The organism is Streptomyces violaceusniger Tu 4113 (genome assembly GCF_000147815.2).
GTDB classification, from domain to species: Bacteria; Actinomycetota; Actinomycetes; order Streptomycetales; family Streptomycetaceae; genus Streptomyces; species Streptomyces violaceusniger_A.
Genome location: NC_015952.1, coordinates 165,605 through 191,151, shown reverse-complemented (window position 1 = coordinate 191,151; position 25,547 = coordinate 165,605). Strand labels below are relative to the sequence as shown.

Annotated in this window: 33 protein-coding genes; 18 read left to right on the top strand and 15 right to left on the bottom strand. The window is 68.2% G+C overall.

Features of this window, described 5'->3' with window-relative positions; translation table 11 throughout:
• Nucleotides 1–397: 397 nt before the first annotated feature.
• The 7 genes from STRVI_RS46125 to STRVI_RS46095 are packed head-to-tail and all read right to left on the bottom strand — an operon-like array spanning nt 398 to nt 3,257.
• Nucleotides 398–1,138, bottom strand: coding sequence for a GNAT family N-acetyltransferase (locus STRVI_RS46125; RefSeq protein ID WP_150113001.1), 741 nt, complete (start codon nt 1,136–1,138; stop codon nt 398–400).
• Nucleotides 1,135–1,383 carry a hypothetical protein gene (locus tag STRVI_RS46120; RefSeq protein WP_014043957.1) on the bottom strand — a complete coding sequence of 83 codons (249 nt, stop codon included), beginning with the start codon at nt 1,381–1,383 and terminating at the stop codon, nt 1,135–1,137. Before STRVI_RS46120 ends, STRVI_RS46125 begins: the two co-directional genes overlap by 4 nt.
• Nucleotides 1,373–1,570: a hypothetical protein gene (locus STRVI_RS46115; RefSeq protein WP_014043956.1), complete on the bottom strand. Its 198-nt coding sequence runs from the start codon at nt 1,568–1,570 to the stop codon at nt 1,373–1,375. Before STRVI_RS46115 ends, STRVI_RS46120 begins: the two co-directional genes overlap by 11 nt.
• Nucleotides 1,567–1,890 (bottom strand): hypothetical protein, encoded by a 324-nt coding sequence (locus tag STRVI_RS46110; protein WP_014043955.1) that lies wholly within the window; start codon nt 1,888–1,890, stop codon nt 1,567–1,569. The genes STRVI_RS46115 and STRVI_RS46110 overlap by 4 nt, the downstream gene beginning before the upstream one ends.
• Entirely contained in the window at nt 1,887–2,465 is a 579-nt protein-coding gene (locus STRVI_RS46105) for an HAD domain-containing protein (RefSeq protein WP_014043954.1), read from the bottom strand. Before STRVI_RS46105 ends, STRVI_RS46110 begins: the two co-directional genes overlap by 4 nt.
• 40 nt (nt 2,466–2,505) lie before the next feature.
• Nucleotides 2,506–2,976 carry a hypothetical protein gene (locus STRVI_RS46100; protein WP_014043953.1) on the bottom strand — a complete coding sequence of 157 codons (471 nt, stop codon included), beginning with the start codon at nt 2,974–2,976 and terminating at the stop codon, nt 2,506–2,508.
• On the bottom strand, nt 2,973–3,257 hold the full coding sequence (locus STRVI_RS46095) for a prevent-host-death family protein (protein WP_150113000.1): 285 nt from the start codon (nt 3,255–3,257) through the stop codon (nt 2,973–2,975). Before STRVI_RS46095 ends, STRVI_RS46100 begins: the two co-directional genes overlap by 4 nt.
• 174 nt (nt 3,258–3,431) lie before the next feature.
• Between STRVI_RS46095 and STRVI_RS53915 the strand changes: the two genes are divergently transcribed.
• From STRVI_RS53915 to STRVI_RS46080, 5 genes are all read left to right on the top strand, one after another.
• Complete coding sequence (locus STRVI_RS53915; protein ID WP_014043951.1) at nt 3,432–4,994, top strand: endonuclease domain-containing protein; 1,563 nt, start codon at nt 3,432–3,434, stop codon at nt 4,992–4,994.
• Between the two features lie 72 nt (nt 4,995–5,066).
• Entirely contained in the window at nt 5,067–5,321 is a 255-nt protein-coding gene (locus tag STRVI_RS52425) for a hypothetical protein (protein ID WP_014043950.1), read from the top strand.
• Nucleotides 5,322–5,649: 328 nt separating this feature from the next.
• Entirely contained in the window at nt 5,650–5,967 is a 318-nt protein-coding gene (locus tag STRVI_RS52420) for a hypothetical protein (protein ID WP_150112999.1), read from the top strand.
• Nucleotide 5,968: 1 nt separating this feature from the next.
• Nucleotides 5,969–6,715, top strand: coding sequence for a hypothetical protein (locus STRVI_RS46085; RefSeq protein ID WP_014043949.1), 747 nt, complete (start codon nt 5,969–5,971; stop codon nt 6,713–6,715).
• A gap of 41 nt (nt 6,716–6,756) precedes the next feature.
• A complete protein-coding gene (locus STRVI_RS46080; RefSeq protein ID WP_043242625.1) occupies nt 6,757–7,038 on the top strand; it encodes a hypothetical protein in 282 nt (93 codons plus the stop codon).
• Between the two features lie 148 nt (nt 7,039–7,186).
• Here the strand turns inward: STRVI_RS46080 and STRVI_RS51665 are convergent, their stop codons facing one another.
• The 5 genes from STRVI_RS51665 to STRVI_RS46060 all read right to left on the bottom strand — a co-directional run bounded on the left by STRVI_RS51665 (nt 7,187) and on the right by STRVI_RS46060 (nt 11,287).
• On the bottom strand, nt 7,187–7,387 hold the full coding sequence (locus tag STRVI_RS51665) for a hypothetical protein (RefSeq protein ID WP_043242623.1): 201 nt from the start codon (nt 7,385–7,387) through the stop codon (nt 7,187–7,189).
• Nucleotides 7,388–7,624: 237 nt separating this feature from the next.
• Entirely contained in the window at nt 7,625–7,876 is a 252-nt protein-coding gene (locus tag STRVI_RS52415) for a hypothetical protein (RefSeq protein WP_014043947.1), read from the bottom strand.
• 27 nt (nt 7,877–7,903) lie between these two features.
• Nucleotides 7,904–8,989 carry a hypothetical protein gene (locus tag STRVI_RS47000; protein WP_014043946.1) on the bottom strand — a complete coding sequence of 362 codons (1,086 nt, stop codon included), beginning with the start codon at nt 8,987–8,989 and terminating at the stop codon, nt 7,904–7,906.
• Nucleotides 8,986–9,633, bottom strand: a complete 648-nt coding sequence (locus STRVI_RS46065; RefSeq protein ID WP_014043945.1) for a ParA family protein — start codon at nt 9,631–9,633, stop codon at nt 8,986–8,988. Before STRVI_RS46065 ends, STRVI_RS47000 begins: the two co-directional genes overlap by 4 nt.
• Nucleotides 9,634–9,919: 286 nt before the next feature.
• On the bottom strand, nt 9,920–11,287 hold the full coding sequence (locus tag STRVI_RS46060; protein ID WP_014043944.1) for a hypothetical protein: 1,368 nt from the start codon (nt 11,285–11,287) through the stop codon (nt 9,920–9,922).
• Between the two features lie 311 nt (nt 11,288–11,598).
• Here STRVI_RS46060 and STRVI_RS46055 point away from each other — a divergent pair, with 311 nt between their 5' ends.
• The 8 genes from STRVI_RS46055 (at nt 11,599) to STRVI_RS46020 (ending at nt 19,445) form a co-directional block, all read left to right on the top strand.
• A complete protein-coding gene (locus STRVI_RS46055; RefSeq protein ID WP_014043943.1) occupies nt 11,599–12,597 on the top strand; it encodes a 3-oxoacyl-ACP synthase III family protein in 999 nt (332 codons plus the stop codon).
• Nucleotides 12,598–12,633: 36 nt separating this feature from the next.
• The gene (locus tag STRVI_RS46050) at nt 12,634–13,068 is read left to right on the top strand and encodes a 3-oxoacyl-[acyl-carrier-protein] synthase III C-terminal domain-containing protein (RefSeq protein ID WP_014043942.1); all 435 of its coding nucleotides are present in this window, start codon (nt 12,634–12,636) and stop codon (nt 13,066–13,068) included.
• Between the two features lie 15 nt (nt 13,069–13,083).
• Nucleotides 13,084–13,827, top strand: coding sequence for an AfsA-related hotdog domain-containing protein (locus tag STRVI_RS46045; protein WP_014043941.1), 744 nt, complete (start codon nt 13,084–13,086; stop codon nt 13,825–13,827).
• Nucleotides 13,824–15,623 (top strand): hypothetical protein, encoded by a 1,800-nt coding sequence (locus STRVI_RS46040; RefSeq protein WP_014043940.1) that lies wholly within the window; start codon nt 13,824–13,826, stop codon nt 15,621–15,623. Before STRVI_RS46045 ends, STRVI_RS46040 begins: the two co-directional genes overlap by 4 nt.
• Nucleotides 15,614–16,462, top strand: a complete 849-nt coding sequence (locus STRVI_RS46035) for an SDR family NAD(P)-dependent oxidoreductase (RefSeq protein ID WP_014043939.1) — start codon at nt 15,614–15,616, stop codon at nt 16,460–16,462. The genes STRVI_RS46040 and STRVI_RS46035 overlap by 10 nt, the downstream gene beginning before the upstream one ends.
• A gap of 339 nt (nt 16,463–16,801) precedes the next feature.
• Complete coding sequence (locus STRVI_RS46030) at nt 16,802–17,938, top strand: SDR family oxidoreductase (RefSeq protein WP_106686074.1); 1,137 nt, start codon at nt 16,802–16,804, stop codon at nt 17,936–17,938.
• A 23-nt stretch (nt 17,939–17,961) separates the two neighbouring features.
• Nucleotides 17,962–18,207: an acyl carrier protein gene (locus tag STRVI_RS46025; RefSeq protein ID WP_014043937.1), complete on the top strand. Its 246-nt coding sequence runs from the start codon at nt 17,962–17,964 to the stop codon at nt 18,205–18,207.
• 5 nt (nt 18,208–18,212) lie between these two features.
• Nucleotides 18,213–19,445 carry a beta-ketoacyl-[acyl-carrier-protein] synthase family protein gene (locus tag STRVI_RS46020; RefSeq protein WP_014043936.1) on the top strand — a complete coding sequence of 411 codons (1,233 nt, stop codon included), beginning with the start codon at nt 18,213–18,215 and terminating at the stop codon, nt 19,443–19,445.
• An 87-nt stretch (nt 19,446–19,532) separates the two neighbouring features.
• On the opposite strand, the gene STRVI_RS46015 is transcribed toward STRVI_RS46020, so the two are convergent.
• Both STRVI_RS46015 and STRVI_RS53385 read right to left on the bottom strand, forming a co-directional pair.
• On the bottom strand, nt 19,533–19,790 hold the full coding sequence (locus tag STRVI_RS46015; RefSeq protein ID WP_014043935.1) for a hypothetical protein: 258 nt from the start codon (nt 19,788–19,790) through the stop codon (nt 19,533–19,535).
• 34 nt (nt 19,791–19,824) lie between these two features.
• Nucleotides 19,825–21,342, bottom strand: coding sequence for a hypothetical protein (locus STRVI_RS53385; protein WP_014043934.1), 1,518 nt, complete (start codon nt 21,340–21,342; stop codon nt 19,825–19,827).
• 100 nt (nt 21,343–21,442) lie between these two features.
• On the opposite strand from STRVI_RS53385, the gene STRVI_RS46005 reads away from it, so the two are divergent.
• Nucleotides 21,443–22,438: a glycosyltransferase gene (locus STRVI_RS46005; RefSeq protein ID WP_167543335.1), complete on the top strand. Its 996-nt coding sequence runs from the start codon at nt 21,443–21,445 to the stop codon at nt 22,436–22,438.
• A 19-nt stretch (nt 22,439–22,457) separates the two neighbouring features.
• On the opposite strand, the gene STRVI_RS46000 is transcribed toward STRVI_RS46005, so the two are convergent.
• Entirely contained in the window at nt 22,458–22,709 is a 252-nt protein-coding gene (locus STRVI_RS46000; protein WP_014043932.1) for a hypothetical protein, read from the bottom strand.
• 151 nt (nt 22,710–22,860) lie between these two features.
• On the opposite strand from STRVI_RS46000, the gene STRVI_RS45995 reads away from it, so the two are divergent.
• From STRVI_RS45995 to STRVI_RS45980, 4 genes are all read left to right on the top strand, one after another.
• Entirely contained in the window at nt 22,861–23,088 is a 228-nt protein-coding gene (locus STRVI_RS45995; protein ID WP_014043931.1) for a hypothetical protein, read from the top strand.
• A gap of 194 nt (nt 23,089–23,282) precedes the next feature.
• Nucleotides 23,283–23,831, top strand: coding sequence for a hypothetical protein (locus STRVI_RS46995; RefSeq protein ID WP_014043930.1), 549 nt, complete (start codon nt 23,283–23,285; stop codon nt 23,829–23,831).
• A gap of 203 nt (nt 23,832–24,034) precedes the next feature.
• Nucleotides 24,035–24,595: an O-methyltransferase gene (locus tag STRVI_RS45985; protein WP_167543334.1), complete on the top strand. Its 561-nt coding sequence runs from the start codon at nt 24,035–24,037 to the stop codon at nt 24,593–24,595.
• Between the two features lie 2 nt (nt 24,596–24,597).
• Nucleotides 24,598–25,524, top strand: coding sequence for a glycosyltransferase (locus tag STRVI_RS45980; protein WP_014043928.1), 927 nt, complete (start codon nt 24,598–24,600; stop codon nt 25,522–25,524).
• Nucleotides 25,525–25,547 lie beyond the last annotated feature (23 nt).

Below are 25,547 nucleotides of genomic sequence, written 5' to 3'. Positions count from 1 at the left end.
GTATGGCCCCGCCCTAGCTTGTGATGCGGACGAGGCCGTACGTCAGGAGTAACCCGCTTACGCGGCCCCTAGGTGCGCCAACACCTGAGGGGCCGCAGCTCTTTGGAAGAGCTTCGCGCACTCCTCCAACCGTCTTATTGACCTGCCACGAAACGCCGAAGCCTCCCGCACGCTGCGCAGTGCGGGAGGCTTCAAGGTTCACCGACGGGGACAGAATGGCCTCGCCGGGTGTGGGATCAACGGCACAGGCCGGGCCTGTAGATCACCTCTCGCCGGGAAGGTTCACGACCGGGACGACGGTTTTGATGATCAGCCAGGCGGCGAGTCCGGCGGCGAACACGAGGATCGGCCCCCCGACTCAGGCGGCCGGAGGGCTCGTCCTGGTAGTACGGCGCGGTCATCCGGTCCCTGCCCGTCCCCGTTGATGCCCTTCGCCTCGTTCCGCTGCCGTCGCGCCTCCCAGGACTCCAGCCTCCGGCCACGGCACCGTACGCCGCGCATCACCCGGAATCAGCCCGGTGAGAGCTACCCCCGGACCCTTCCCGTCCGGATGCTCGTACACCGACGACCGCACCATCCCGCCCGTCAGCGACTTCCACACCAGCCGCGCCTCCGACAGGTCCCCGATGCAGTGGGTGTAGAGCTTCGGCCCCTGACGAGGGAAGAAGGTGATGGCCCTCACCTCCTCCGGCTCCGCCCGGTACCGCAATGCCTCGTAGAACGGCACCGCACCAGGCGTCGACTCCGCGTACGCCACCCGTACGCCCGCGCGCCGCAACTCGGCCTCCGCGTCCTTCACCAGCGCCCGGCCCACGCCGTGCCTGCGGAAGGCAGGCAGCACGGCCAGGGTGTCGATGAGCCCGATGTCTCCGAAGATCGCCTCCGTCGGGCCCAGCCGGTCGTACGCCCACCGGCTCATCATCGCGCCGGCGACTTCCTCTCCGACCTGAGCCACCCGCAGCCTGAACCGCGTCGCCCGGCCCTTGGGGGAGGCGACCGCGAACAGCAGGATCTTCAGCTTCTCCGGGTCGCTCCACTCCCGCCACAGCGCCGAACCCGGCGCGTGCGCCCTTTGGAGGACCGCGGCCAGCGCCGCGCAGTCCTCCTGCGCGGCGTCCCGCAGAACTACGTCCCTCACGCAGCCGCCGCCGTCCACGTCAGCAGCCTGCGCACCGGCCACTCGTCCAGCGGCACCGGCCCGAACCCGGCCGCATCCCGCACGGCCTCGTCCGTACCGCACTGCCCGCAAATCCGGACGTCCCGCTCCGGGGTGGTTACCCGGCTGGAGGCCCCGATGTCCTCGGGGAACCCCCGCAACGGGCCCTCACACCGCGGGCACTCCTCCTGCTTCGTCTCCGGCTCAGCCTGCGGCCTACTGCCCATCGGGGTCCTCCTGGATGGGGGTGAGAGTAAGGGTGATCTCGGACTGGTTGACGAACTCCTCGCCCAGCAGGGCGAGAAGCAAGGGAGCGAAGTGGTTGTCCACACGCCCGCTGATGTCCAGGTCCACGTCCGACCGGACGACCTTCGCGCGGACCTCGTACGTCGGCGTCCTCGCAGTGTTGCTCACAGAGCCGTTACCCGCCTGAACCCCTCGATCACCACGCCGTCGTCCTCGGTGAGGGTGTAAAGGACGACACGGTTGGCGACGTTCAGCTTGTGGTAGTAGACGACCTCGCACGGGCCGAGCGGGATGCCCACGCCCCGCGGGTCCCGGGTCACGCTCACCAGGCCGAGAACCAGGGAACGGATCGTGCGCACGTCGCTCGCCAGGCCGTGCAGCTCGGCCGCCGCCGACTTCCGGATCTTCGCTGGCGGAACCGACCGCACCTCCTGCACCGGCTTTTCCGCGGCTTCCTGCGGGGGTTCCTCCTGCGTCGCGGTCGTCATCGTGGCTCTCCTTCCGAGGTGGCCACGGCATCCCGGGCCCACGCGTTGATCAGGGCAAAGTCGTCGTCCCGCAGGCCGAAGTTGGGCTTCACGTGCACGATGCGGCCGAACCCTTCGTGGTGGTCGTCCACGTATTCCTGGTCGTACTTCGTCGTCTCGTCGTCGACCCAGACGAACGGACGACCAGCCGCCCAATCGACCACGTACGACGTTTTCCAGTACAGCCGCGCGTTCGGCCGGGACGGAGAGGACGGGAAGGGCACGTGCTCCAGCTCGGGCAGGCCCAGGACGGGCGCGATGAACGTGTTGGCGTGGGTCTGCCAGGTGCTGCACCACACCAGCCGGTACGGCAGCGCCAGCAGCGCCGGGCCGTGGTCCGGCTTCAGCCACACCCGTAACGGCTTCTGCCAGCGGTCCTCCCAGCCCGGGGGCCGCATCCGGTGCGTGGTGTAGCCCTCCGGCCGCCGGTGCGCGGGCGCCGCGTAGGGATTCAACGGCCCGTCTACGTCAAGGAGTAGAAGCGGTTTTTCAGGACTTGTCGGCAGATCTGCCGTCGCCGCTGCGGTGGTCGTCATGGTTGGGCTCTTCCTCTCTTTCTCTGGTCGGCAGACCCGCCTACGAGTTGGCCAGCACCGGGCCGAAGCCCATCCAGCGCGGCGTGAGCGTACGCGGAACCTGCCCGGTGATCTCACCGGCCACCCTCAGCAAGCGCCGCACGCTCTCGCGCAGCTCCTCCGGCGCCCGCACGCCGCCCTGGACGTCGGCGAGCACCGGCCGCAGCGGGTAAGCCTTGATCTTCAGGCGCCCGCGGCTGCTCACCATCTCGTGCCGGTCGGCCACGTGGAGCCAGTCCGCCGTGTCCATCCCGGCCGTCATGGCGAGGCTGTCGATGCGGTCGCCGAGCTGCTGCCCGCCGTCGGTCCACACGTACTTGATGCGCATGCCGCCGTCCGGCCGGTGGAACTCCACCCACAGGAACGTCTCCGGTCCGAACCCGTCGGCGATGCCGCCGACGACAGCGTTCTCCACCGGCGCGCGGTCGCCGGTCGGGACGAGCGCGGTGCTCGCCGTCAGGGTCGCCGTCATGCGTCGGCGGCGGTCGCGGTCGCGGAGAGCTTGCCGGTGACCTCGTCCAGCTCCGGCGCGAGCGGCACGGTCTCCTCGTCCTCGCGCTCGCGGATCATTTCGCGCAACTCGCGCTGCTCGTCCACCAGATACTTGTCGAGCACTTCGACCGGGACGACCGCAATGGCCCTCTTGCCCCTGTTGAGCCCTACGGTCGGTTGACCCAAGAGGGCCTTGGAGACCACATCGCCGAACGCGTTTTTGATGTCGGTCAAGCTCATTTCGTCCACAAGGTTCTTCATGGCTGCATCGTACGGATTGGCCATCTCGGACACAACTCCGCGATCTGGCGCCGGAGGCCAGAGGCAACATAAGATCCCACATATCAGAAGTGAGGCGAGGCTCAGTTCCAATAAGCGCCCACGTATCGCACGTGATGAACCCGCCTAAAAACCATAGGAGTTGCATTCAGGAACATGTTCGGACAAAACGATCTGTCGCTTCCGCCCGTCACGGCCACACCAGCCGAAGCAGCCGAAGCGTACAGAAGAGACGGCCAGTCCAAATGGACCGATGCGGACCATCACCTCACCGAGGCCACAAAGACCGAACTGATCAAATCGGTCCCGAAGAACACCCAGCGTGCCTACCGCAACTGGTGGACCCTCGCCGACGACTGGTGCCGCGCCAACGAACGCACCACCCTCCCCATGACCCCCCAGACCCTCGCCGAGTGGACCCGCACCCTCAGCCAGACCACCACCCGCACCGGCCAGACCTACGCCCTCAACTCCCTCGAACAAGCCCTCTACTCCATCCGCGCCCTGCACACTCTCGCCGGCTACGAGGGGCACCCCGACACCAAGCTCGCCCGTAAGCTCCTCATCGCCCACTCCCGGCGCCTCGCCGACGAAGGCCGGACCATCCGCCGGTCCGCGATCGTCACCCCCGATCAGGTTCACGACATCCTCAGCCTCGTCCCGTCCGGCACGCTGACCGGGCTACGCGACCGCTTCATGTGCCTGCTCGGCTTCTTCGGCTGGCTGCGATCCGCCGAGATGGCAGCCCTGAACATCGCCGACCTCGGCATCGACGAAGCAGGCGTCCTCCACGTCAACATCCGTGTCTCCAAGACCGACCCCAACGCCAAGGGAGACACCGTCTACCTGAAACCCCGCAGCGACGACATCTGCCCCGTCGCCGCCTGGACAGCGCTCCGCGCCGCCTACGCCGAACACGGCATCCTCACCGGCCGCGTCCTGCGCTCCATCGACCAGTGGGGGCACATCCGCCCCCAGATCACCACCAAGTCCATCAACGAGATCACCCAACGCCTCACCGCCGCCGCGGGCTGCGCCTTCGACGGCTTCGGCCGCAAAGTCACCTCCCACGGCTGGCGCGCATCCGGATACACCGCCTCCCGCCGCGCCGGCGCCCCCCAGGAGTCCACACGCCGCCACGGCCGATGGGGACCCAAAAGCCGCACCCCAGACGAGTGCTACGACCGCATCCAGGACCCCATGACGGGCCACCCCATGGCCGACGTCAAACTCACGAAGAATCCGCTCGACCTCACGGACATGCCCGAAGCGACCCGCGCAGCCCTGGCCCGGATGGACGAAGAGGAGCAGCGCATCACCACCTGGGCCACCACCACACACCACAACGACCGCAGCAAAGCCCTGCTCGATGCCCACCACCGCGGCGAAGAAATCCCCCCTCACCCCGCCTGCCACTACTGGCCCGTCCCCACCGAACCGGCGCCGGACATCCCCAACGCATGGAGCGCTACGCTCTCCATGCTCGCCTGGCAGCAAGACCGCTGCGCTGTCTGCTCCCGGCGCACCCAGCTCCTGATCGATCATGACCACCACACGGGTCTCGTCCGCGGCGGTCTGTGCTCAGGCTGCCGCACCAAGGAAGGACTATGGCCCAACGACCGGGTGTTCCAGCTCTACCGTGACCTGCCGCCAGCGAAGATCCTCGGAATCCAAGAGGTACACGAAAACCCCAGCACCAGAGAATCCACCCTTCCGTAACCTGCCCTGGAACATCCCGAAGACGGACAGGGAAAGCGCAGTCAGCCTAAGCGATTCCACAGAGAGGCGCATATGAGCACCGTGATCATCCGATACGGCTCCGGAAATGAAACGCACGCCGTTGAAGTCGACCTTGACGCGTATGCCGCGTTCTTGAAAGAAGAGGGACAAGCGAATGGTATCCATGTCGTGGCAGGCGGTTTGAGTTTCTCTATGAGGCACCCGGGGGAACTGTTCGCGTTTCCGGCGGTCGACGGCCGGACCATCATCGTGAACCCGGTCCACGTGATCTCGGTCGAGGAACCACCCGCAGCCGGAAGCGAGTGAAGGCCGACCTATGGCCGACGCAGAGCCACGCAAGAGGTCACGTCTGATGATGTGGAGCGGCGTGTCCGGGCGCGCATCCTGTCGCGCGCCTGGGGGTGAGCAATGTCAGAGCCATGGGACGGTCAACTGTCCCTGACTCATGAGACCCGGTTGATGTCCGGGCACGAGGAGCAGCACCTGGTTGCCTAGCTTCGGACCCGGTTGGCGACTGTGTCCTTCGGGACCGTCAGGACGCCGCATCAGCGAAGAGAATTTCGCGCTGATCGGGCTCGGCTGTGACCAAGCAAGAAAGCCACACACTGGGACCATGGTTAGAAGAGGAGAGAAAGTGACACAGATCATCGTACGCGTCTTGGGCTCAAAAACCATCGACCAAAAGTCTTTTCAATTCACAATGACATGGCCAGCCAATTCGCCGCTTCCTGGGCTCGGCGAAGATATTAGCTTCACGACTGAAGATATTCGCGGATTCGGCTTTACGATCACACGCATCGATAACCAATTTCTTGTAGATGAAACAGAGAGCAAGAAAATCTTCTTAACAGAGAGGCGGTACAGCATGCTCTTTGACAAAGATATCCATGCATGTCTTGAGAGGCATCCGTTGGTAACAGAATTTCACCTAGGTGACGACTGGTGGATTTAGCATGAACGAGTCGGTAGCTGATGACGTTGCCGCGCTCCAGGCGGCGTGGCGCTGCCTCGGGTCGGCAGCAGGCCGCGACAGGCCGTTGGCGGAGACGGAGTTCGACCAGGAGTCGGATGGTGAGAACCCGTTGTGGGAGATTGTGCGGTGGATGCCGGCGGACGATTGGCTGGGTCGGTGGTCGCCGAAGCCCGCGTTCATGCCTGGTGACGCGGAGACGTTGATGGCGTTGGTGCAGCGTGGGCTGGAGATGGGCGCGTTGCAGCAGCGGTTCGCGTGGGCGATTCCTTCGCCGTCAGATCTGACGTGGATGGTCGATTTGCTGGCCGGTCGGGATGTGGTGGAGATCGGCGCGGGCACCGGGTACTGGACGTGGATGCTGGAGCAGGCCGGGGCGAACGTGGCGGCCTACGACATCCATCCGCCCGGTGAGGGCAACGGGTACTGCACTGGCGGCCCGTACGCGGACATCGCCGACGGTGGGCCGGAGGCGGCTCGCGAGCACCCGGACCGGGCGTTGCTGCTGTCCTGGCCTCCGCGCGAGTCAGACATGGCTTCCAGGGCGCTCGACGCCTTTGAGGGAGAACTGCTGTTCTTCGCTGGGGAGTTGAACCCGCTTGTTGTGGCCGATGAGGCGTTCTTCAAGAGGTTGGCGACTGACTGGACGCCAGTATCCGCTGCTCCGGGACACGTGGCATGGTGGGGCATGAAATGCGTCCTGGCGGCCTGGAAGCGAAGCGTGGACTGATCGAGCGCCAGCTAGCTCCCTTGGAAAGGAAGTTGAACAATATGCAGGACTTAACGGCAACTCAGCTCGTACGGGCGCTGCAAGAGCTTATCGAGGGGAACGCTGCCGTCGGCGATCTACCGATAGTAGCGATCGAGGACGGGCACCTCGGCAACATCGTCGGTGTGAACACCTCGCGGCTAGATGGTGGGATGATGATGTTGCAGGCCCGGGACTACGACCGCCCTGGCAAGAGCGGCACTCTAAGCTCGTCGCCGACCAGCGACGATGGAGGAGACGGCGGTGGCGCACAGCAACCCGTAGTTCTCCGCCCCGCGCACTGATCCCGAAATCTCGCCAGCGCACCTTCTTGCGGGAGGGAGCGAGAGCTGCGCCGCAGGACAGCCCTCCGCACGATGAGGTGGCGATCAGGGCAGCATGCCGCCCGCCCGATCCGGGCTGGCGGCTGGTCCTGCTCTCGGCCGTGCCGCCTTAGCGGCGGTTGCGCTGCCGACGGGGCGAGCGCGGCATGGCGTCCGCGGTACGGCCGCCCCTGGTGGCTGTATACAGTGCGCTCATGAGTACGCCGCCGATGATGACCACGGCGATTCCGGCGGTGGTGTTGATGAGAAAGCCTAAGAGGATGAGCGCCGCATAGACGGCCGGGGTGGCATTGCGCAGGTTTCGGTTCACGGCAGGGACCCTTCCCGGGGGTGGTTCGGCGGCCGGAGCCGCCGGGGGCTTCCTAGGCTGTGGATGATACCGCGATCGTCTTGACAGCTTTCCCGTCCGGCGGGCGTGAACATCGAGGCGCATGCCGCCATCGTGGAGAGGTCGTCCGCTGCCGTGCCAGACCGAGGGCGGTATGGGGGCGCGGCAAGGAGAGCGATGGGCGGCGCAAACTCGCGCTACTCCTCAGAACGCCGACCGTCAAGTTGACGGACCCCGGTAGTGCCGCATGTCCAGCCACTCCCTGTAGCAGTCGGGGCACAAGAGGACCGTTTTACTCTTGATGTTGTCGGTCTTCCAGCCAGCTTTGCGTGCATCCTCGGCAAGTGCGTGGGCGGCTTCCGGCAACTTGGCGTTTTCGGGGGTGGTGCGTTGTAACGCGGCGGAACACTCCCAGGTGTTCGGCGTGTCAACTCCGGTCGGACCGTCGCATACGGCCATGACGAGGTACATCGTGCGGCTCCTTGGATGGTGGGGCGGTCATGGCCGGGCGCTCTCCCCGCGCTGTGTCAGCTCTTCGCGAGCAGCGCTGGTGATCTCTTCGCCCAGGGAGATGATGGTCTTCAGCAGGTCGGGGTCCGCTCCGCGTAGCTTCCCCTCGATGCCTTCACGTGCGTCCTGCATGGCCTGGCGGACGCCTGTGGCCAGGCTGTCGTCCACGATCTCCGCGTCGATGATCTCGGATGGCTCCTCGGTGCTCGTGTCGGCGTGCGGTGTGGAGTCGTCCGGGGCCGGGGGGTGTTCCGTCTCACGTTGCGGCGTTCCGGAGGGTGTCTCCTGCCGCTCTGGAGCGGGCGTGGAGGGCGGGAGTGGGGGGCCTTCCTGCTTCGGGGCGGCTGGTTGCGGGGGGACCGACCGTCCTCTCTCCAGGGCCTTGGTCTTCTTCCGTTCCAGGAACTGGGTGACGGGGAGTGGTTCGTCCTGCGGCTTCGCGCCGGCGAGCTGGCGCTGGTCGACCATCGCGGTGAGGACGGTGGCGGTCACGCGCTCGTTGTTCTCGGCGGCCCAGGTGCGTAGCAGGACGTAGCCGCGGGCGGTGGCCTCCAGGCCGTAGAGGTCGACGAGGGGGAGCAGGGCGCGCCGGTGGGAGGCGGGGGTGGGTCGCGGGGTCACCCAAATTTGGGTGATCATGGCGCCGATGGGCCATTCCTGGATCATGCGGTTGACCTCGGATTCGCTCTCGCCGAGGACTTCTTCGCAGTAGTCGGGCCAGGTCCGGGGCCGGTACAGGCGGCGGTCGCGTACGGCGTGGGCGGCCTTGCCGCGCATCCACTCGGCCTCGTCGGCGTTGGCGAAGGCCCGTTCGCACTGGCGGAGGTCTTCGGCCTCGTCCGGGCTTAGGTCGCCGGTGGCCTCGACCGCCACGGGTTCGGGGATGAGGTCGGGGGTGAAGGGTTGCGGCCTGGCCTTCGGGGGTGGACCGGTGGGCAGCTCGCCGGGCCTCAGCTCGACTTCTGCGCCGGTGGCGGGCTGGCCTTCTCCGTCGCTGCTGCCCCCTCGCCGTCCCTGTCGGGCTTCGCGGCGTCGGCGGGCGGCCTCTTCCATGTTCTTGATGTGGCTGCTCACTTCGGCAGGAGTCCCTTCTCCTCCATCTCGGTCACCAGCGGGGCGAACGGCCTGATGGCGGCGGCGCTCACGGGGAAGCCGACGGCTTGGGCCAGCACTTCGCTTCTGGGGATGGTGGTGGTGAAGACCTTGTAGCCTTCCTCGGTCATCTCCTTGCGGTAGTGATTGATGGAGCGGGCATTGGTGGCGCAGCGGTTGAGCAGGACCCAGGTCTTGGGGTGCTTGCCGTCGGGGCGGCTTCCGGCGCTGCGTTCGATGATCTCGTAGAGGGGGGTGGCGTCGGGTGGGTCGACGATGCGTTCGTAGTCGGCGTTCGTGGGTCCCATGTGGACAATCACGAGGTCGGCGACGCGGAGGACGGCGTCTGCGATGTCGGGGTGGTTCTCGGTGTGGCCGCAGTCGACGATGCCGACGTACCGGGGGCCGGTCGGCTTTTCCAGGGTGCGGTAGAAGCGGGCGAGCGGCTGGCGGTGCACGGTGAAGGGGAACTTCGCCTTCTGCGCCCAGTCCCAGAACTGGGCGGAGTGGTCCGCGTCGTAGCCTTCGACCTCGTAAGGGGTTTTGGCTGCGAGCAGAGCGTGTGCCACGAGACCCGAGTCGGTCGTCTTGCCAGCCGTTCGTGGGCTGACGTTGGCGATGAGCATGAGTTGCACCCTAGCCGGACGGGATGGCCCGACATACTAGTAGTACGTCGGGTTCTTCAGGGTGCCTGGTTGACAGGATGAGAACACTCTGATCGGCGTAATGCGGTGGGGTGGGCATTCCGGGCTCAGCGCTGTGATCGTTATGTGCAGGCAGATTGCCGTGGTGGTCCAGGCGGTCAGCCCGAGCGGGGTCGCCAAGGTCCGCCTTGGGCGTGCGGTCGGACCTGCCCGCATTACGTGATCTTTTTAGCTAGTTGGACTTATGTGTGCATCTTGGTACAAAGGGTCATGGAAGATCCACTCGTCGTTGCTCTCGTGCGGCGTCACCAAGAGACGCTGCTCTCGTCAGAAGCCGGGATGCTCGATCATGCTCAGCGTATGGAGCCAGGCTCGAATGCATCCTGTTCAGAGCCTGTTCCAGGGCCGCTGACCAGACGTACGGGTAGTAGTCGAGAAACGTAGCCCAGTGGCGGCACGCCACGTCGATGCGGCCCTTCTCGCAGGCCAGTTCCGCCAGGGACGCGTGCAGGAGCGCGAAGGGGCGCCGCTGCACCGGGGCCCGCATCCGGAGAGCGTCGTGGAGCGCCTGTTCAGCACGGTCCTTCTCGCCGAGGAAGCGCCACACCTGGGAGCGCTGGAAGTCCAGGCCCGAGCGGGGGTAGGTGGTGAACGGTCCTGGTCGTGGTTTGCTGCTGCTGTCGTCGTCCCAGGCGTGGAGCATCAGCTTCACGTCCCGGACGGCTTCGGCTGATTGCCCGCCGGCGGCCAAGACCACGGCCCGCTGGGCGAGGACGAAGGAACGGAGAGCGCCGGAGGTCTGGCGGGCGTCGAGGTCTACAGCCTGCTGTGCCAGCTCGGCGGCCTGTTCGGTGTAGTTGAGACGCAGGGCGTGGGCGGACATGGTGCGCAGGGTGACAGCGCCCAGATCGCGGCGGCCGGAGTGGCGGCTGAGGTGCAGCGCGGTGTGGAAGAAACGCTGGGCCATGCCGTGCTGTCCGCAGTCGATGCACGTGACGGCGGCCAGGTGGGCGAACTGTGCGTATCCGGCCAGCAGGTCGGGTTGCTCGCCGAGGTATTCGGGCCGGATGGCGTGAGCGAGGAAGCTGAGTACCAGGGGCTGTGTCTGGCCTCCGCCGTTGCGGGTCCACAGGCTCGACAGGGTGTGGGTGAGGTCGCCCAGGACCAGGGAACCAGCGTGGCTGGTGGGGGTTGGGGGCGGCGAGGCAGGTGCCGTCCACGAGGCTGCGCGGGGAAGCGGTCCGGCGTACGGGCGGCGGGCTAGGACAGGCCCCTGGGTGGGGTCGAGTGCGGTGCGGCACAGGGTGACCAGTTCTTTCACCGTTTCCAGGGGGTTCGCCTCTGGAGGGCTGGCGGAGAGAAGCTGCGCGGTCAGGGGTTGCTCGTTCGCGAGCCCTGTGTCCGAGACCGTGACGAGGCGTTTGAGGCGTTTGGTGAACGCCTCGGCCGCGAGCTGCGGGGTGGGGGGCCGCGGGCGGGTGCCGGTGAGCCAGTGCGCCGGGGCGGTGCGGTCGTAGGAGATCGTGAGCCCTTGCGCTCTCCCCAAGGCGACGATCGCGCGTGCCAGCTCTGCGGAGTTCCACTGCGCCTCGGCCAGGAGGGCTGCTAAGCGCTCGTTGCGTCCTGCCCGGCCCATGATGAGTCCCCTCCCCTGGGGCCCAGGTTGCCGGTGTCCCCTCCAGGTGTATACCGCAAGCAGTGCCGGACGAAGCCAGAACGGCAGTTTTCAACGTGTTCACACTTGGATCATGAAAAGCGTCTTCCCCGTTCGTGGTCGCAACCGCTTGCCTTAGTGGCTGCCCGGCCGTGCTTCATACGGCCTTCTGATGCGGCGTATCGCCGCACCACACGGAATCGACAATTCCAGGGCCACTGCGCGGCGTTGCGTGATGCGGGGAGAGGGTCCCGCACGCCGCTGCGCGGGGGCCCTCGATAAGGGGAGGCGACATGGAGCGCAAGGCTCCTATCGGCGTGCTCGGGTGCGGCTCGTACTTACCGGCTGAACGACGCAGCAACGAGCAGGTCGCCCGCCAAGCCGGAGTCAGCGCCGAGTGGATTCACAGCCACACCGGCGTGAAGTCCCGCTGGGCCGCCGCCGAGGACGAGGCCGCCTCCGATCTCGCGTTGGGCGCGCTGCGCTCCGCACTCGCCGCCGCCGAGATCGAAGCCGACCAACTCGGGTTGATCATCTTGGCCACCTCCACCCCGGATGACCTGGGACCCTCCACCGCGTGCCGGGTCCAGCACGCCATCAAAGCCACCCGCGCGGTCGCGCTGGACGTCGCCGCCGCCTGCTCCGGCTGGCTGTTCGCTGCCCGTGTCGCCCACGACTGGCTACGCCAAGACCCCAGCATCGGCTACGCCGCGGTGATCGGCGTGGAGGCGTACTCCAAGTTCATCAACCCGGCCGACCGCGCGACCGCGTCTCTGTTCGGGGACGGGGCAGCAGCAACGATCCTGGGCCCGGTGCCCGCCCCCTACGGCTTCGGCCCGTTCACGCTGGGCTCTGACGGTGGGCTCGCCGACGTCGTCGGCATCCCCGGCGGAGGGTCCCGCCAGCCCGACGGTGACCACACCATCCACATGAAGGGCCGGATCGTCCGGGACTTCGTCGTCAACAACCTTCCCGGAATCATCGACGACGCGCTCAAGCAGCACCGCATCACCATGGGCGACGTCGACCACTTTGTCACGCACCAGCCCAACCCTCTGCTGCTGCGGCAGGTCGCCGAGAAGGTCGGCATCCCCGCGACGCGCCTGGTCGTCATCGGCGAGGACGTCGGCAACATCGGCGCCGCTTGCATCCCCTATGCCCTGACCCAGGGCGCCAGCCAGGGCCGCTTTGCGCAGGGCGATCTCGTCCTCATCGCAGGCTTCGGCGCCGGCTTCACCTGGGGCAGCACCCTCCTGACCTGGAACACCTCTTCCGCCGTCTGCATGCTCTGAAAACCCCTGCTCACAGGGCTCCTCAAGGGAGGAAACGTGGAGCACAAGGCTCCTATCGGCGTGCTCGGGTGCGGCTCGTACCTGCCCGCCGAACGGCGCAGCAACGAGCAGGTTTCCCGCGATGCCGGAGTCAGTGCCGAGTGGATTCACAGCCGCACCGGCGTGAAGTCCCGCCGCATCGCCGCACCACACGAGGCGGCATCCGACCTGGCCCAAGGTGCCCAGCCCAACCCGCTTCTGCTGCGGCAGGTGGCCGGAGAGTTCGGCATCGAGCCGAGACGGCTGGTCGTCGTGGGCGAGGACATCGGCAACATCGGCGCGGCCTGCATCCCCTACGCCCTGTCCAAGTACGCGAGTGAGGGCCGCTTCTCGTGCGGGGACCGCATCCTCATCGCCAGCTTCGGCGCTGGCTTCACCTGGGGTCACGCCCTTTTGACCTGGGGCTCCTCTTCCGCCGTCCGCACCCACTGAAAGGCCACCACCCCTATGCCGAGCGACCCGCAATCCCTCTGGCTCATCGGAGAGTCCTTCCACCGGGCGACCGTCCACCCGCAGTTCGTCACACAAGACCAGCTCCTGACGCGCCTGCGCACCGAGCAGCCGCCCGTCCCCCTGATCGTGCGCCCCGGCCTCGGCATCGACCCCGTCTCGTGGCATGACCTGCGCATGATCCTGGGCAAGGAGATCGACGTCACCTTCGAGGGCGAGCCGCCCCTTGCGGTGCCCCGACGGCACGTCCTCAAGCACTGCGTGGACAATGTCGTCATCGGCGACGCCGCGGTGGACGGAAACGCCTTCCGTGCGCAGCTCGTGGTGCCCAACGACACGGAGATGCTGCGCGACCACTCGGCCGATCAGCAGCACGTTCCCGGCCTGCTGCTGATCGAGGCCGCCACCCAGATCGTCACCTGGGCCGCGGCCCAGCTCACCGAGCCCCTGCCCGGCCAGCCGCCCCGGTACGCGGTCATGCACGCCTGCGACTTCGACTTCCGCCGGTTCGTCTTCCCGCTGCCCGCCACCCTCACCGGCACCCTGGAGATCGACGGAGAGCCCCAAAAGGAGCGCATCCCGCTGCGCTCGACGGTCACCGTCACGCAAAACGGCCGCGTCTGCTCGCGCCTGGGGCTGCGCCTGCACGCCTTCGACCGGACCTGCATCTTCGCCGTTGAGCACTCCCAGGCCCTCGCCACGCTGGCAGACGCCAGCGGCATCCCGGGGGAGTCGGCATGACGGCAGAGCGCGACCTGGCCGCCGTTGCGGGGACCACATCGGACAGCACGCTGGAGCGTCTGGACGCCCTGCTGGCCAAGGACGTCTTCCAGCCGCACACCGGCGCCGTCGACCATCACCACCGCACCTACGCTCGCCTGCGGCTGCTCCTTCAGGAGCTGGGCGGCCCGAGCGCGCTCAACGCGGATGCGCCCACGCTGCTGACCGCGATGGGCTGGGCGGCGCAGGTCGACCCGCCCCTGTATATCGCCCTGTTGACCACGGCCATCGCGTGCATGGGCCCGATGCTCGACCTGGGGGAGCCGAGCGACTACCTCCAGGAGCTGATCGGCGAGATCGACTCCGGCCGCCGCCACGGCGCGGTGCTGACGACCGAACTCGGGCACGGGTGCAGCCACATCAACCCGGGCACCGAGGCCCGCTACAACCAGGCCGAGCGGACGTTCACCCTCCACACCCCGCACCCGGACCACGTCAAGATCATGGGTAACGTCGCGCTGCCGGGGCAGGCCAGCGCCGCCGTGGTCTACGCCCAGCTCATCGTGGACGGCCAGCCCCGCGGCGTCTACCCTTTCGCGATCCGCGTCCGCGAAGAGCACCACACCCCGCCGACCCTGCACATCCGGACCGTCGGCGACGTCACCCTTCTGCCGCTGGACTACGCCACCGTCCGCTTCGAGCAGCACACCATCCCCTACGGGGCATGGCTGGCCGGGGGAGCGCGCATTGACCGCGACGGCAGCTTCCATGACGCCCACGATCCCGGAGCCCGCCTGGTGCGCTCCTGGCGGTCAGCCCTGACGATCGCCGCCGGCACCACGGAAGCGCTCGCCGCCGCCGCCCGCGCCGCCTGCACCATCACCCACCACGCCATGGCCCACCGCCCCACCCAGGGCATGCCCCACCCCGGGGCCACCGTCGCCGACTACTCCCTCCAGCAGCACGCCCTGGCCGCCAGCGTGCTGGACACGATCACCGCGGGCCTGCTCGCCCGCCGCGCCCGCACCCTGCACGCCCAACCACATGACAGTGCCGTCCCGGCGGCCGTCACCTGGGCACCCTGGGTCGCCGCGCACCGCGACCTGGCCCTGCTCAAGGCCCGCGCCCGCGACCTTGCCGAAGCCGCCGTCGCCCGCCTGCGCCCACGCCTGGGTGCGCACGGCACGCTGGCCACCAACCAGCTCACCGCCTACGAGGGCATGGCCCAGGTGGTGGAAGCGGCCACCGGCGACAAGGTGTCCATCCTCCTGGAAGCCGGGAAAGACCTCCTGGCCTCCGACAGCTTCCCCGACGGCACTGGCACCCTCGGCCGGGCCCGAGCCCGCGAACACCTCCTGCGCCGTGCCGTCCGACGTGCAGTGGGGGCCAGGAATATCAGCTCCGAGAAGCCCGCGGCCTTCGCCGTCTACAACCCGCACCTGCCTGCGCTGGTCGAGCTGGCCGAAGCCCGCGCGGACTGCCTGATGCTGGCCGCGGTCGATCAGGCCGTACAGGCTTCCCTCCCGCTCGATACGGACCTTGCCGCAGCGGTACAGGCTGTCGCTCACCTGGCCGAGACCACGTATCTCACCCGTCACCTGGGCTTCCTGCTCGCGCACCGCCTCATCCCCTCCAGCGAGGCCAAGGTGTTGCCCGAGAGGCACATCGGCGCCCTCAACGCGGTCGCCGCCCACTTGCCCGTCCTCATCGCTTCCTTCACCGTGCCCGCGGCCCGGACCGCGGCTCCCATCACCTACCCCGACTACGCCGAACGCCTCACCGGATGGACTTTCAAGGAGACCTCCCCATGCCTGTGACCGACCTGCCCGCCCCTTTCCGCCTCGATGGTCTACGCGCGCTGATCACCGGTGCGTCCCGCGGCATCGGACAAGCCATCGCCGCCACCTTCGCCGAAGCCGGAGCAGAGTTGGCCCTGTCCGCCCGCACCACCCAGGCCCTCAAGCCCACCAGCGACCTGTTGAACGGCCACAACCCCAAGCGGGTCCTGATCGGGGCCGACCTCGCCGATCGAGGGGCGGCCGAACAGACCGTCAACGAAGCCGCCGCCGCCCTCGGCGGCCTCGACATCATCGTCCACAACGCCGGCACCCTGCCGCAGGACGACGACGGAAACCCCATCCTCGCCCCCCTGCACAAGACCCGGCAGCGGGACTTCGAACACGTGGTGTCGGTCAACCTCAACGCCACGGCCGCCCTCGCCCGCGCCGCCCATCCGCACCTGGAGCGCTCCGACAACGCCAGCTTGGTCATCATGTCCTCCGCCGCGGCCGTGTCCGGATGCCCCGGCATGGACGCCTACGCCGCCACCAAGGCCGCGCAACTCGCCCTGACCCGGTCCCTGGCCGTCGGATGGGCCCGCACCGGCATCCGCGTCAACGCCCTGTGCCCCGGCTGGGTCGCAACCGACATGACCGCCGCGGTCAAGAACGTCTCCGCCATCAGCGACTGGCTCATGGCCCACGTGCCCCTCGGCCGGTGGGCCACCCCCCAGGAATGCGCGTACGCCGCCCTCTACCTCGCCAGCCCAGCCAGCAGCTTCATGACCGGCCACGCCATGGCCCTGGACGGCGGACTGACCATCTCCGAAGGCGGCCTGGCCGGTATCCCCAAGCCGCCCTCTCCGTTCGTGAGCTGACCATGGCCGCCACACCGATCCTCGTCACCGGTCTCGGCCTGGTCACCCCGGCCGGGATCGGCGTCAAGGCCACCTGGGAGCGCGTGTGCACCGCCGTCCCCATGGCGGCGTACGTTTCCCTGCTGTCCGGCCTGCCCGTGGACTTCGCCTGCCGCGTCCCCGACCAGGCCGACGCCGCACCCGGCGACGTCGACCACGTCAACGCCCACGGCACCGGCACTTCGTCACCGGCCAGCCGCGCAAACAGCACATCAAGCTGGCCATCACCACCTCCCTGGGCTTCGGCGGCCACAACGCCGCCCTGGCCTTCCGCCCCGCCCACCCCACGAGGCCACTTCCATGAAACGAACCCACGTGATCACCGGCGCCACCGGCCTGCTCGGCGCCGCCCTCGTCCTCCAGCTCGCCGCCCGCACCAGCGCCGACGACCTGATCTGCCTGGTACGGCCGGCCGACAGCGACCCTCAAAAGCGCCTGACGGCCGCGCTGAGCGAAGCGGCCAAGGCGTACCGCACGGATGCCCTCACCACCCAGCGGGCCCTGCGCAAGGCCAAGGCCGTCAGCGCCGACCTCACTCTGCCCGGACTCGGCCTCGACTCCATCCAGGTGGCCAGCCCCTACCCCACCTGGTTCTGGCACGTGGGCGCGCTGATCGGCTTCGGCCACGCTAATCGGCGCCGACTGTTCGCCACCAACACCGCCGGGACCCGCCGCATCGTCGACCTGGCCACACAGATGAAGGCCGAAGCCCTCCATTACGTCTCCACCGCCTACGTCGCTGGCAGCCGAACCGGGGAGATACCCGAGCAGCCCATCACCGATGCGGTCCCGCGCGAGTTCTACGAGGCCAGCAAGATCGCCGCGGAGCGGATCGTGTGGAACGCGCCGCTGCCCACCCGCATCTACCGGCCCACCGCGATCATCGGCCACCACGCCACCTACGCCTGCGGCGGCCCCTACACCGGCGTCTACGGGCTGATGCGGCGCATCGCCCTCCACCAGAGCCTGCGCCACCGCCTGGACGGCGGCCGTCACCCCATCCGGCTTCTGGCCCGCGGTGATCTGCCCCTCAACCTCGTGCCCGTCGATCATGTCGCCCGCGAGCTGGTGGAGATCGCTCACGCCAGCACGCCGCACCGCGTCTTCCACCTGAGCAACCCGACCCCGCCCACTGTCGGGGCCACCCTGCGGGCCATCTTCACGCAACTGGGCATCGCCGCCTGGGAACTCGTGGACGATCCGGCTCTCCTTCACCCGGCCGACCTGCACCTTGCCGAACTCTTCCGCGAGTTCTACGCCGACTACCTCAACCACGAGCACCGCTTCCGCCGCGACCACGCCCACGCCGCGCTCCTGCAACCCGCGCGCACCCAGTACCCGATGGACGACGACCTGCTCAACCAGTTCTTCGCCCACTACCACCGCCACGAACTCGCCCGCCGGCACCCGGTTCCCGCCACCCGCAAGCCCGCCTGACCAGCCCACAAGGAGTCGATGAGATGAGCAACGACGACGTCATCAACCACATCATCCACCTGCTCGCCGAATCCTTCGAGGTCGAGCGCGCCGCCATCGAACCCACGGCCACCCTCGCCGACCTCGACCTCGACTCCCTCGCCGTCGTCGAGTTCAACGTGGCCCTCGGCGAGTACTACGACGTCCCCCTCGGCGACAGCGACTCCGACAAGATCCCCCTCACCCTGATCGCGGAGAAGGTCACCGCGCTCGTACGGCAGAAGGACTGACCACCTTGGCCCTCAACATCGCCATCACCGGAATCGGCATGGTCACCCCCGCGGGGTTGACCACCGCCGATACCTGGGCAGGCATCCTCACCGGCCGCTCCTACGCCACCTCAGACCCCCTCCTGAAGCGCCTGAAGACGACTATCTCCTGCCGCCTGCCACCCCACGACTTCAAGGCCGCCCTCGGCGCTCTGCTCGTACGCCGCACCGACCCCAGTGCCCGCTACGCCATCATCGCCGCCCGCGAAGCCCTCACCCACGCCCAGCTCGACCCGCAGCGCTGGAACGCGCGCCGGGTCGCGATCGTCCTCGGCACCGCAGCCGCCGGCATCTCCACCGTCGAGCACTCCCACCACGTCCTGAACACCAAGGGCGCCCACCACGTCCCGCCCTCCGCGCTGCCCGCCTTCCTGCCCAACATGGCCGCAGGCCACCTCTCCATGGCGATCGGCGCGCAAGGCCCCGTCATGACCGTGTCATCCGCCTGCGCCTCCGGCTCAACCGCGATCGGCCACGCCGCCCGACTCCTCGCCCAGCAGGACTGCGACATCGCCATCGCCGGAGGAACCGACGCCATGGTCACCCCCCTGTGCGCCGCAGGCTTCGGTCAACTGGGCGCCCTATCCACCCGCAACCACGACCCGGACGGCGCCTCCCGCCCCTTCGACGCCGACCACGACGGATTCGTCCTCGCCGAAGGCGCCGCCATCCTCATCCTCGAACGCCTCACCGACGCCCGAGCCCGCGGCGCGCCCATCACCGCCGTCATCGACGGCTACGGAGAATGCGCCGACGCCCACCACCCCACCGCGCCACAGCCCGGCGGAGTCGGGTCCGAATACGCCCTACGCGAGGCCCTGCGCACCGCAGGCGCCACCGAAGCCGACGTCGACCACGTCAACGCCCACGGCACCTCCACCCCGCTGGGGGACGCCACCGAAGCCGCCATGCTCGCCCGTACCCTGACCTCCGACTTCACCGTCACCTCCAACAAGGGCGCCCTCGGCCACACCATGGGCGCGGCCGGAGCGATCGAAGCAGCTCTCACCGCCCTGGCGATCCGCCACCAGACCATCCCCCCCACCGCCAACCACCACAAACCCGCCCAAGGCTGCGAAGACATCCGCATCATCCGCGGCCGACCGCACCCTCAGCTCGTACGGCTGGCCGTCTCCACCTCCCTCGGCTTCGGCGGCCACAACGCCGTCCTGGCCCTGCGACCGGCCCCGGATCACTGACTCCTAACCCCCTCATAGGGGAATCCCCCTCCTAAAGCTCAGGAGGGGGAGGAAGTCAGTGGCGGCACTTTCCCCGAGGAGTGGATCTCACGGTTTGGGGCAGTCGGGGTCGTCTACGTCGATGTCCTTGGCGTTGGAGGTCACCTTTCCGGTGAGTCCGTTCGGCTTCGCGTATTCGTAGACGAGGGTGTAGGAGTACTTCGAGCCGGAGACGTGAGAGCCGATAGAGGCGGCCGTCGCCGTCTTGTCGAGAGCGACGGTGTTTCCGTCCTTGTCCTTCAGCGAGCTGGCACCCAGTTCCCCCTGATCGGTCCCGTTGCGGGTCCCGTTATGCCCCGTGTTCATCGGGTGGCCCGGAGGCGCCCCGAGAGGTGCCGTGCTACGAAGCGTCGGCTTCGACGATCGACACGACGGTGATGTTGCGGTCCAGCACTGTAGACACTCCGTCACCACCGCCGTTCTGGGTGGCGTCCAGTGCCTTGCGGTTCTGGACCGTGAAGGTGACCTCGTCTCCGGCCTTGACCTTGCCGTCCGCGATCTTGGTGAAGTCCACCCGGAGGGCGTAGCAGGCCGACTGGGCTTCTTCGGTCTGGTCCGAGGAGATCGTCACCGATCGGGAGTCGCCGGGCTCCAGTACGACGGTCCCGTCCGGTGCCTTGATCTCTACGGACTGGTAGGTCTGCTCGCGGATCGCGGTGTTCCGGGAGGTCATGCAGGTGGTGACGAGTACCTTGCGGCTCGGCGGGACCTTGAGCTTGACGGCCACCTCGGGCGCGAGGCTGATCCAGTCCCGGGAGCGGAGTTCGGTGTTGTCGAAGTTGTCGGCGTACCCGCTCGGGTACAGCGCGATGCGGTCGTTGATCGCCTTCTGGACGATGTCCTTCACCTGGTCTTCGGTGACGCCGCCCGGCGTCGGCCCCGGTCCGGGGTTGTCGCCTCCTCCGGCTGCGCACTTGGGGTCCTTGACGAACGTCCAGTCGAAGCGGAGTGCGTGGCCGGTCTGGAGCGGCGCGTTGAAGGTCCAGTCGACAAGGTAGACCTCCCCGGCTTGGGCGCCGGGGCCGTGGATGCGGACGGAGCCGGAGCCGTAGGCGGTGGAGGCGTTCTCCAGGAAGGTTTCTGTGGGCTGCCACTCCTCGCCGACCTTGGCGATCAGCAGGTCGGGGACGATGTTGCCCTGGTTGTGGATGCCCTTCTCGTCTACGAAGTCGGCGCCCTTGGACTCGATGTTGTCGCCGGACCGGTTGAAGCGGATGAAGGCGCTGTGGACACCGTTGACGATGTTCAGCTCGACCTTTTCGATCTCCCAGCCCTTTTCTGGGGTCACGCCGTCGGTGATCGTCTTGCGGGTGTGACAGTTCGCCAGGTGCGTGGTGTAGGTGTCGTTCAGGGTCTTGATGTCGCCGGTGTTCTTCTCGCAGCACTTCTCGGCCGCGGCCTTGGCCTGGTCGGTGTACGCCTTGGCGTCGGTGAGTGCCTTGTCGGCCTTGGCCTGCGCGCCTTCCGGGGTCTCGCCGCCGCCGGGGTTGTTCTTGGCGTACTCGTCGATCGCGGCCTTCGCCGCGGCGTCGGCGATCTCCTTGGCCTTCGCCTCGGTGATGCCGCCGCCAGGGTTGTTCTTGGCGTACTCGTCGATCGCGGCCTTCGCCGCGGCGTCGGCGATCTCCTTGGCCTTCGCCTCGGTGATGCCGCCGTTGGTGTCCTTGGCCGCGTAGGCGTCCACGGCCGCCTTCGCCGCGGCGTCGGCGATCTCCTTGGCCTTCGCCTCGGTGATGCCGTCGCCGGACGGCAGGGAGGCCGGGTCGATGGAGACGACGCATCCGCCGCAGCAGTCCGGTTCGACCTTGACGCCGTTCTCGCCGCGGAGACGCCGGCAGGAGGTACCACAGCCAGCCATTTCGACTCCTTCGTACCCATATGTGAGCTTTTGCCGTTTTATGGTATGTCGACGGTGGGCCGGGTGCACGGGTCCCGGCCCGGAGCGGAAGGGGCGCGTGGTGCGCATCGTCTTTCTCGGCAACTTCGCGGTGCACTGGTCGAGCGAGACCTACTGGGCGCATTCGCTGGAAGACCTCGGCCACGAGGTGACGCGGCTTCAGGTCACGCAGGCGTCGGCCGAGGAGATCCTTGCCCGTGGCCGGGCGGCCGATCTGCTGGTGTGGGTGCACACCCCGGGCGGCCGGACGCCGGGCGCCCTGGGCATGGAGCAGGTTCTTGCCGAGCTGCGCGCCGCTGAGATCCCGACGGTCTCCTACCATCTCGACCTCTGGGCCCCCCTGCCACGCGCGGAGCAGGTCGGCCGGGACCTGATCTACCGGCACATTGAGCACTTCTTCAGCGTGGACCCGGGCCTGGTGGACTGGTTCGGCCGTCAGACGCAGGTCAAGGGGCACTACCTGCCCGCGGGTGTGTACGGCGGGGACTGCCGGATGGTCGAGCGCACGCCGGTCGACGGCGGCGGCTTCCCCCACGAGGTGGTGTTTGTGGGTGGCCGGTACAACTACCCGCCCCAGTGGCCCTACCGCGGCGAGCTGGTGGACTGGCTGGAGGGGACGTACGGCGAGCGGTTCACGCACTTCGGCGTGGACGGCACCGCCGAGGTATACGGGGCGGCGCTGAACCAGCTCTACGCGAACACGAAGATCGTGGTGGGAGACACCCTGTGCCCCGGCTTCGACTACGCCGGGTACTGGTCAGACCGGATCTACGAGACGATCGGCCGCGGCGGCTTCATGATCCACCCCTACATTCCGGGGCTGGAGGAGCAGTTCACCGACGGCCGTCACCTGAAGTTCTACACCTACGGCGACTTCGGCGAGCTGCGGGAGCTGATCGAGCACTACCTGACTCACGGCGAGGAGCGGGAGGCGATCCGGCGGGCGGGGTTCGAGCACGTACGGGACAACCACACGTACGCGCACCGGTGGAAGGCGATCCTGGAGGCGGTAACGGGCGCGCGGGCCCCGTCCGGAGGGACGGAGCCCGCGCTGTGAGCGGCCCTTGGCGGATGGTCTAGCGGGACAGGGGCAGGCTTCCGGTCAGGCTGTCCAGGGGGGCGGTGATGCCGGAGGCCGGGTCGAGGGTTCCGGCGGTCTGGGCGGTCTTGCCGACGAGGGTGCCGGAGGTGAGGTCTCCGATGGCGTTGGCGGGGGTTTCGGCGCCGATGCTTGGGAGCGTGCTGGCGGCGGCGGCCGCTCCGGCGGCGAGCGGGAGGGCCGTGACGGCGATGGCTGCGGTGCACAGGATGCGAGCGGTCGTCTTCATGCCCGGTGCAACCCGGTAGCAGGTGATCGGGGCACGGCTGATGGGTGGTCACTGACCGGGACGGGTGAATAGCCCGGTTGACACTGGTGTGATGAGCGGACAGTCAACTACCGCATAGTCCCGCATAGTCCGTGACAGTGCTGTTTGTGGGATGACTGGGACGCTGAACGGGTGCATTCTGGTCTCCAACGTCGGGCTTCTGGAGGGGACGCGCATGGGTGCGCAGCAGGGCGATTCGCAGGGCGAGCAGCGCATCGTGGTCGTGGTCCGCAACGAGACCGCAGAGCAGTCCAAGAGCGGCCCCACGGCCGCGCGCCTGGAGTGGTGGTTCATCCCCGGCCTGCTGCTGTTCGCGACGATCGTCTCCCTGCTGAGGTAGGGGGGCGCACGGAAGCAGAAAGGGGAGGCTCACGGGCCCTTAACGGCCCGCAGTGTGGGCGGCCGGTGCCATTCTGGTAGGGCACACGGCCGATCACGCCTCACGGAAGGCAGCACCCCCTTGCCCGCTCTCTGCTTGATGTCCCCGGCGGCGCTCGGCCGCCCCGGGGCCGCCGCACCCTACGGTGATGCGGCATGAACCTCGCAACGGTCGACCCCGACGGGGTGACCCGCTCCCTCGCCGTCATCGTGCAGTCCCTGGACCGGTGCCGCCACGGCCGCCACGTGGTGGACCCCTGCGGGAGCTGCCCCAACGGGCTCTCCGAGGGCAACCCGCACCTGAAGCCCGGTCAGAAGGTCGGCTACGACGTCCACGGCGAGACCCTGTACGTCCCCGGCCCCGATCACCTCAGCGACGCGCGGGCCTGGCGCACCTTGCCCAAGGACGCCGCCGCAGGAGATGACCCCCTGCTCAACCGGGCCTACCGCGAGCGCAACCGGCTCGTCGCCGGGTACACCCGCCACTGGCCGTCGGTGATCACCGAGGCGCCCGACTACCCGGGCTTCTGGATCGTGTACCTGGTCTCCCCGGCCGGTCAGCTCTCCTGGCACATCCCGCAGGAGGACATGGACCTGTTCAAGCACGTCCGCCGGGTCGACACATGGGCCTGGGACGGGCACACCACACAGCAGAAGTACGAGCGCCTAAACGCGGCATGCGCGATGTGGGAGGGAAGAGCTTGACTTCCGCCGCCGGTCGGTTCGGCCGCCTGCCCGACTGAAGGCGCCTGCGGCCGGTGGGCCGGGCCTGTGCAGCGTCCGGCCGCCCTTCCTCGGGGCGGCCGGACGCTTTGCTGTACGACCGCGGCTGTCCGCCGGCGGCAGGTCGGCCGCAACACGCATCGCCGGTACGCCTGTGGGACGCGCGCATGCCAGATCATGGCGCCATGAAGACTCTTGAGGTGATCCTTCAGCGCGAGCTGGCCGGTCTCCGGGAACGCTCTGGCAAGAAGGCCCTCGATGTCCTGGAAGTCGGGACGATCCGGGAGACCGCCGAAGGTGCGCGCCCGGCCGACGGCTGGTCGACACTGTTCTTCGCCGAGCACGTGGCCGAGCACGGCGGCCGGGTCGTGGGCGTCGACCTGGACGTCAGCGCGGCCCGGCTGGTGCTCCAACGCCATGGCGTGGCCGAGAAGGTGGAGCTGGTCACCGGTTCCAGCCTGGAGGTGTTGCCGCGCCTGGTCGACGAGGGCGCGTCGTTCGACGTGATCTTCCTGGACTCCGACAATGACCCGGACTTGGTGATGTCCGAGTATGAGTTCGCGCTGAAGCTGATCCGGCCCGGGGGGCTGATCCTGGCAGACGACGTGGACCAGGACGACGTGTGGGTGCGCAAGGGCCTGAAGCTGATCCCGTACCTGAAGGACAGCGGCGTGGCGTTCCGGATCGACCGGCGCGAGGCGTCGTGGGGCGGCCGGGACGTCATGATCCAGGAAGTGAAGGGCTGACCATGGCGCGCGTGAACCTCGTCTCCAAGGACAACGACTCCGGGCTGAGCGTCGACCTGAAGGTGATGACCGAGGCCCTGAAGAGGCTCGGCCACGACGTGGTGTGGGCCGACTTCCGCGACGCCGGGATGCGTGAGTGCGACGCGGCCATCTTCCTGGAGACCCCCAGCGAGGCCCTGCTGTCCTTCGCTCGGCGCACCGTGTTCGTGCCGAACCCGGACTGTCTGGACGACGACGAGATCAAGCTGATCGACCGGTTCGACCACGTGTGGGCGAAGTCGCAGACGATGCACCGGATCGCCGCCGAGCTGCCCGTGCGGCACCTGGTGCTGACCGGCTTCGCCACCCCCGACCGCTCCCGGCCCAAGAAGCGCCGCAAGCACACCGTGCTGCACATGGCCGGGCGCTCCACGGCGAAGAACACCGCGGCCGTGGTGGAGGCGTGGCACCGGCACGGCGCCGAGCTGCCGCCGCTGGCGATCACCGCGGACTGGGATCTGTCCTTCCTCGGCCTGACACTGCCGCAGAACGCCGAGCACCTGGGGCACGTCGACCGCGGGGAGGTGGCGAACCTGCTGAACACCTACGCGATCCACCTGCTTCCCTCCCGGGCGGAGGGCTGGGGGCACGGCATCGTGGAGGGGCTGCTGTGCGGCGCCCAGGTGGTCACCACCGACGCCGACCCGATGAACGCCCACGTACGGCCGGAGTTCGGCTGGCTCCTTCCGGCGGCCGACGAGGAGATGTCGGGGCGGGTGCGCTGCAAGCGCGTCGACCCCGAGGACGTCGCCGTGGCCGTGAAGGAGGCCGCCGCTCTGCCGGCGAAGGACCGGGCGGCCCGCGGCAGGCTCGGCCGCGCCCATGCCCTCGCGCGGAACGAGGCGTTCCATGCCGCGGTCCGGGACGCGATGGGCGAGCTGCTGTCCTGAGAAGCTGACACCGACCGTACGAA

Coding starts and splice junctions, on each gene's coding strand:
- STRVI_RS46120 (WP_014043957.1), bottom strand. CDS start 1,383: ATGGGCAGTAGGCCGCAGGCTGAGCCGGAGACGAAGCAGGAGGAGTGC.
- STRVI_RS46110 (WP_014043955.1), bottom strand. CDS start 1,890: ATGACGACCGCGACGCAGGAGGAACCCCCGCAGGAAGCCGCGGAAAAG.
- STRVI_RS46105 (WP_014043954.1), bottom strand. CDS start 2,465: ATGACGACCACCGCAGCGGCGACGGCAGATCTGCCGACAAGTCCTGAA.
- STRVI_RS46100 (WP_014043953.1), bottom strand. CDS start 2,976: ATGACGGCGACCCTGACGGCGAGCACCGCGCTCGTCCCGACCGGCGAC.
- STRVI_RS46095 (WP_150113000.1), bottom strand. CDS start 3,257: ATGAAGAACCTTGTGGACGAAATGAGCTTGACCGACATCAAAAACGCG.
- STRVI_RS53915 (WP_014043951.1), top strand. CDS start 3,432: ATGTTCGGACAAAACGATCTGTCGCTTCCGCCCGTCACGGCCACACCA.
- STRVI_RS52425 (WP_014043950.1), top strand. CDS start 5,067: ATGAGCACCGTGATCATCCGATACGGCTCCGGAAATGAAACGCACGCC.
- STRVI_RS46085 (WP_014043949.1), top strand. CDS start 5,969: ATGAACGAGTCGGTAGCTGATGACGTTGCCGCGCTCCAGGCGGCGTGG.
- STRVI_RS46080 (WP_043242625.1), top strand. CDS start 6,757: ATGCAGGACTTAACGGCAACTCAGCTCGTACGGGCGCTGCAAGAGCTT.
- STRVI_RS52415 (WP_014043947.1), bottom strand. CDS start 7,876: ATGTACCTCGTCATGGCCGTATGCGACGGTCCGACCGGAGTTGACACG.
- STRVI_RS46065 (WP_014043945.1), bottom strand. CDS start 9,633: ATGCTCATCGCCAACGTCAGCCCACGAACGGCTGGCAAGACGACCGAC.
- STRVI_RS46060 (WP_014043944.1), bottom strand. CDS start 11,287: ATGGGCCGGGCAGGACGCAACGAGCGCTTAGCAGCCCTCCTGGCCGAG.
- STRVI_RS46055 (WP_014043943.1), top strand. CDS start 11,599: ATGGAGCGCAAGGCTCCTATCGGCGTGCTCGGGTGCGGCTCGTACTTA.
- STRVI_RS46045 (WP_014043941.1), top strand. CDS start 13,084: ATGCCGAGCGACCCGCAATCCCTCTGGCTCATCGGAGAGTCCTTCCAC.
- STRVI_RS46040 (WP_014043940.1), top strand. CDS start 13,824: ATGACGGCAGAGCGCGACCTGGCCGCCGTTGCGGGGACCACATCGGAC.
- STRVI_RS46035 (WP_014043939.1), top strand. CDS start 15,614: ATGCCTGTGACCGACCTGCCCGCCCCTTTCCGCCTCGATGGTCTACGC.
- STRVI_RS46030 (WP_106686074.1), top strand. CDS start 16,802: ATGAAACGAACCCACGTGATCACCGGCGCCACCGGCCTGCTCGGCGCC.
- STRVI_RS46025 (WP_014043937.1), top strand. CDS start 17,962: ATGAGCAACGACGACGTCATCAACCACATCATCCACCTGCTCGCCGAA.
- STRVI_RS46015 (WP_014043935.1), bottom strand. CDS start 19,790: ATGAACACGGGGCATAACGGGACCCGCAACGGGACCGATCAGGGGGAA.
- STRVI_RS53385 (WP_014043934.1), bottom strand. CDS start 21,342: ATGGCTGGCTGTGGTACCTCCTGCCGGCGTCTCCGCGGCGAGAACGGC.
- STRVI_RS46000 (WP_014043932.1), bottom strand. CDS start 22,709: ATGAAGACGACCGCTCGCATCCTGTGCACCGCAGCCATCGCCGTCACG.
- STRVI_RS45995 (WP_014043931.1), top strand. CDS start 22,861: ATGACTGGGACGCTGAACGGGTGCATTCTGGTCTCCAACGTCGGGCTT.
- STRVI_RS46995 (WP_014043930.1), top strand. CDS start 23,283: ATGAACCTCGCAACGGTCGACCCCGACGGGGTGACCCGCTCCCTCGCC.
- STRVI_RS45985 (WP_167543334.1), top strand. CDS start 24,035: ATGAAGACTCTTGAGGTGATCCTTCAGCGCGAGCTGGCCGGTCTCCGG.
- STRVI_RS45980 (WP_014043928.1), top strand. CDS start 24,598: ATGGCGCGCGTGAACCTCGTCTCCAAGGACAACGACTCCGGGCTGAGC.